At 51.7% G+C, this 4,465-nt stretch carries 3 protein-coding genes and 1 pseudogene; 1 reads left to right on the forward strand and 3 read right to left on the reverse strand.

The window, feature by feature from the left end:
• Nucleotides 1-432 precede the first annotated feature (432 nt).
• Nucleotides 433-1,209: pseudogene (locus ACI77I_RS31600) on the forward strand (alpha/beta fold hydrolase); the annotation flags it as partial.
• Nucleotides 1,210-1,334: 125 nt separating this feature from the next.
• On the opposite strand, the gene ACI77I_RS31605 reads toward ACI77I_RS31600, so the two are convergent.
• The 3 genes from ACI77I_RS31605 to ACI77I_RS31615 form a co-directional block, all read right to left on the reverse strand.
• The gene (locus ACI77I_RS31605) at nt 1,335-1,607 is read right to left on the reverse strand and encodes a DUF6896 domain-containing protein (RefSeq protein WP_407000111.1); all 273 of its coding nucleotides are present in this window, start codon (nt 1,605-1,607) and stop codon (nt 1,335-1,337) included.
• 1,059 nt (nt 1,608-2,666) lie between these two features.
• A complete protein-coding gene (locus tag ACI77I_RS31610) occupies nt 2,667-3,020 on the reverse strand; it encodes a hypothetical protein (RefSeq protein WP_407000113.1) in 354 nt (117 codons plus the stop codon).
• Between the two features lies 1 nt (nt 3,021).
• Nucleotides 3,022-4,465, reverse strand: a 1,444-nt coding sequence (locus ACI77I_RS31615; RefSeq protein WP_407000115.1) for an RHS repeat domain-containing protein, incomplete at its 5' end; no start/stop codon positions are given.

Consider the following 4,465-nt stretch of genomic DNA (forward strand, 5'->3'; position numbering starts at 1 on the left):
GCCCACGGTCCAAAGCCTGCGTGAGGGCATGCCGAGCCTAAGCGAGGCACCGAGTGGTGGGGCGAAGACTTTTTGGTTACTTTTGTGTCTTTACAAAAGTGACCCGCTGTAAGAGCGGAACCCATAGCAGCCGTTACCCAAATAACGGATATGTACCCAGCGCCCCCCCCCCGCGACAACCAAAGCATTCAACCCCTAAAAAGATGTGTAGATACCTCCTATGCTGCGATGGCATCGCCACCGTGTATCTGTCAGACCGAGTAGTCTGCATCGCAGGCAAGCCAGCTCCCACATGAGCCCTCATTGTTTGAAATGATAGAGCCCGGCCTGCAGGCTCCTACACACTTCATGAACAACCCCTCCACGCTTTCCCCCTTGCCCCCGACGCCGGGTGATTCCAGGATGCAGCCAATCATCACAAGGAGCCATTCCATGTTCGCCGGATTCCAAAAAGACCAGTGCCACGTCAATGGCGTGGACATCAGCTACCGCCAAGGCGGTACAGGTCCCGGTCTGCTCCTGCTGCACGGGCACCCGCAAACCCACGTCATCTGGCACAAAGTCGCCGAACAGCTGGCCGAGCATTTCACCGTGGTCGCGGCCGACCTGCGCGGTTATGGCGACAGCAGCAAGCCGCCGGCCAATGACCAGCACACAAACTACTCGAAACGCGAAATGGCCCGCGACGGCGTCGAACTGATGCAGGCCTTGGGCTTCGATACGTTCTCGGTGCTGGCCCACGACCGTGGCGCCCGCGTTGCTCATCGCCTGGCGCTGGACCATCCAAAGGCGGTGCAACGCATGGTGTTGCTGGATATCGCGCCGACCCTATCGATGTACGCCCAGACCGATGAAGCGTTCGCCCGCGCCTACTGGCACTGGTTCTTCCTGATCCGCCCGGCGCCGTTGCCGGAAGCCTTGATCGAGAGCAACCCCGAGCTGTACCTGCGCAGCGTGATGGGCAGCCGCAGTGCCGGGCTCAAGCCGTTCACCGATGAGGCCTTCGCCGAATACCTTCGCTGCCTGCAACTGCCGGGCACTGCGCGCGGCATCTGCGAAGACTATCGCGCCGCCGCCGGCATCGACCTTGAGCACGACCAGGCGGACATCGACGCCGGCAACTCCTTGAACCTGCCGTTGCTGGTGATGTGGGGCGCCGAAGGCACCGTCGGGCGCTGTTTCGAGCCGTTTAAGGAGTGGCAGAAAGTCGTATATAGATAAAGCCCCCAATGCGTGGGAGATATTAGGGATGTAAGGTGTGCCATGAGGTGGAGTTTTTAACACTGTTTCGCCTCAGCGTGGACATCGGTGGATGGCCCATCATCATCTCTCTATCAAGGCTGTATGAAATACAAATTGGACATGGAACCAGGGATTTTTTTGGCTTTTTCCAGTTTCAAGTACTCGTTGAATTCATGATCCAAAGCCTCTTTGCTGGTGTATTTTTTGTGTCTTTTCGGCAACTCACATGCGTATATGTACAGACGCCATGCGTCGAAGCCGTCGACCCTTCCGTCAGGGCCATAATCAAAGTCGATACATATTCCGGATAGGTAAACACAGCAGCCAATTCCGTGCAGCTCGTAGGTGACATCACCAATAACCATACCGCACCGCGTTTTTTTTGGATTCGCCACAGTCTGAGAATATTTTTAGTACCACATGAGTACTCAAGCAAGTCAGTCGCCTTTTTTACTTGTTCTAAATACTCAGTGATCAAATTTTCAAGCGTATGAGCTTTCATCGTCTTGGCCTATCCAACCTATCCAGTCCAACTGTATTTGACGCTTCCACCACGTCCTTGATGCTATTAATCACGCTTTGTGGCTTTCTATATTCTCAATCAATTTTATGGTGACGACCGTATGTGTTTGCCTTGCGGCTGCAGTTCGATGGGCCTTCAAGACTGGCTTTTTGGAGGTCGTCTTTCTAAGACTCGCTGGCTAATCGGTAGATATTGGCGAGATACTCACGAGGAAGTATTATTCCAGTTCCCGAAACGAACGCTGACTCATTAGTTTTTATTCACAAATATTTGCGAAGTCAATATCGCCCTCAAATTAAAGGCATGCGATCCATGTCATCGGTTCCGGCACGATGTAGGTGTGCTGAGGAAATTCGGAGATGATTTTGACCGCCTGACGCAGGTCTTCATGATCGACTGAATAACCCTTCGAGCATGCGTCGCCGACGAAGTACAGCTTATCGTTGGTTACTTTGTTGATCTCTTCGGTCAGTAACGATAGGGCCACGTCTGAGGTTTGACGTCCAAAGTTGATGCTGTTTTTTAACGTGCTCCAGGCAATTTGGCTCCCTGAGAAAGGCATTGTCTCATTGATGCAATCGACTATCGCATCATGCTCAGCCTCAGAAAGAACGGTGAATTTTATATTGAGTTTTTTAAAGCCTTTAATCAGTCACCCATCAAAATAGTTCATTTTTTTCGCGCCTTTTGGTCAGTTCATGTACCATTTTTTAGTTTGCACTTAAGAGATAATTCGGCATTTTCTGCTTGGCAGACCAGACATTTATATGAGTGCCACCTCTATCGTCTCGCAGCAGCCCCAGAACTATCGAAGCGGTTTTGGCTGTTCAAACGCGAGGCCCTTATTGGGGCTGCTTCGCAGCCAAGCACGAGCACACTCGTTGTGCCCACAGTTTACGATTTATTCGGTTATTTCTAAGTTGTAACACTTAAGGCACTCCAGCAGCACTTTCATAAATTGTCTTTTATCAAAGATTTCATCATTAAAATAAGTGTCAAAAAGATAAAATACAGATTCGAAATCTTCATCTGTATCTAGAAAACGGCTTAGCGTGTCGACATACCATTGACGCTCCTCTGGCTTATAAGATAAGTACTCTGGCTTAGTTAGCCCATCAAAAAGCTCAGACAGTTCTTTTTCATCGTTTATGTCTTTTGAGACGATGAAACATTCTCTGTCTGGGTCGTCGTAATTCTCAATGCAATAAGTGAAAAGCAAACTTCTGAGTATTGACAGCTTTGGTGGTCGCTTCATATTAGAACTCCGTGAACGCGGTAATTGGATTTCCATCTTTATCTAGAATTACTCTGGCTTTCGTTTGCTTCCCATATTGAAGGCTTTGTTTTTTGTAGCCTTCTCCAATTATTCTTCCCATTTCCATGGGCTCTCGGGAGGTTTCTAGATTGGTGCGGCGGAAAATAAGTTGTGCGCGATAGATCGCATTTAGCTGGTCCCTATGGCTGAGGAATCGAGTTGCTGCACTCGGTATTTTGGGTTCCCCTTTCTTTTTGCCATCTAAGTATCTTTCGATTACCCCTGTGCTAGGGTTTTTTGCCGTTTGCACCCTTTCATGTTGAGAATCCAGCGTAGTTTGTGCCCCATGCTTTTCCAGAAAGTGCGCGTTTGGATGTGCTGTTTCAATTTCTTCTAAACGCCGGTGCGCGCTTTTTTCTGCAATCTCATCAATTCTCGCCTGTCGCTCTACGCGTGTCAGCTGCGGTAAAGCGGGTTCCCCGTGTTCAACCCCTGCTTTCGGATTTTGAACAAAACTGTCTGGCTTGCATCCATCCGCGCCGGGACATGTGTTCAGGCCTAGCGGATCTACCCATCCCGTAGGGTTGGGCACGTACTGGTATGCGTTGATTCCCCCGGTCAGCTTCACCGGGTCGGATGTCAGGTAACGACCAATATCTGGATTGTAGTAGCGATGGCGGTTGTAGTGCAGCCCGCTTTCTTGGTCGAAGTATTGGCCCTGGAAGCGCAGCGGGTTGTCGACTTTATTTATGTCGAGGCGACTGATTTGGCCATAGGCGCGGTAATGCGCGGACCAGACGATTTCGCCGTCGGGGGCGGTGAGTTCCTGCGGGGTGCCGAGGTGGTCGAGTTGGTAGTGGAAGGGTTGGGTGTCTTGCGGGCCAAAGCCTGCCAGCAGTGCCAGCGGACGGAAGCTGTCCGGTTCGTAGATGTAACTGCGGTGACGATCTGCGTGATGCTCAGCAACCAGCTTGTCGCCTTGCCAGAAAAACTCTGTGGTTATGCCGTCGACGGTTTTGCTGATCCGCCGCCCAAACGGGTCATAGCGGTAGCTGGCCGTTTGCCCGTTCGGTTGGGTAATGCCGATCAAGCGATGCTGACAGTCGTAACGGTACTCGGTGACGAACTGGTGACCCTTACCGCGCCTTTGGCGGATCAGGTTGCCGAAGGCGTCATAGTCATAATGATGATCGCCTTGGATCACTAACCGGTTACCCGCAACGATGTCCGGCCCAGGACGGTCTTGCATTAGCAGGTTGCCGGCTGGGTCATGGCCAAAGCGTTCCTGCACATCTTGCGAGTGATCCGCTCGAGTCAGGCGGGCGAGGGGGTCGTAGTGGTAGTGGTGTTCACCTTTGCGAGTGTCGAGCAGGCGGGTCAGGTTGCCGGTTTTGTCGTAGTCGTAGTGGCGGCGGTAGAGGTCATGGTTTTCTTGAGTCACCGCA

Source organism: Pseudomonas sp. D47 (genome assembly GCF_045447305.1).
Lineage (GTDB): Bacteria > Pseudomonadota > Gammaproteobacteria > Pseudomonadales > Pseudomonadaceae > Aquipseudomonas.

Bases quoted from the DNA above. Each gene is read 5' to 3' on its own strand.
- ACI77I_RS31605 (WP_407000111.1), bottom strand. From the start codon at position 1,607: ATGGTTATTGGTGATGTCACCTACGAGCTGCACGGAATTGGCTGCTGT.
- ACI77I_RS31610 (WP_407000113.1), bottom strand. From the start codon at position 3,020: ATGAAGCGACCACCAAAGCTGTCAATACTCAGAAGTTTGCTTTTCACT.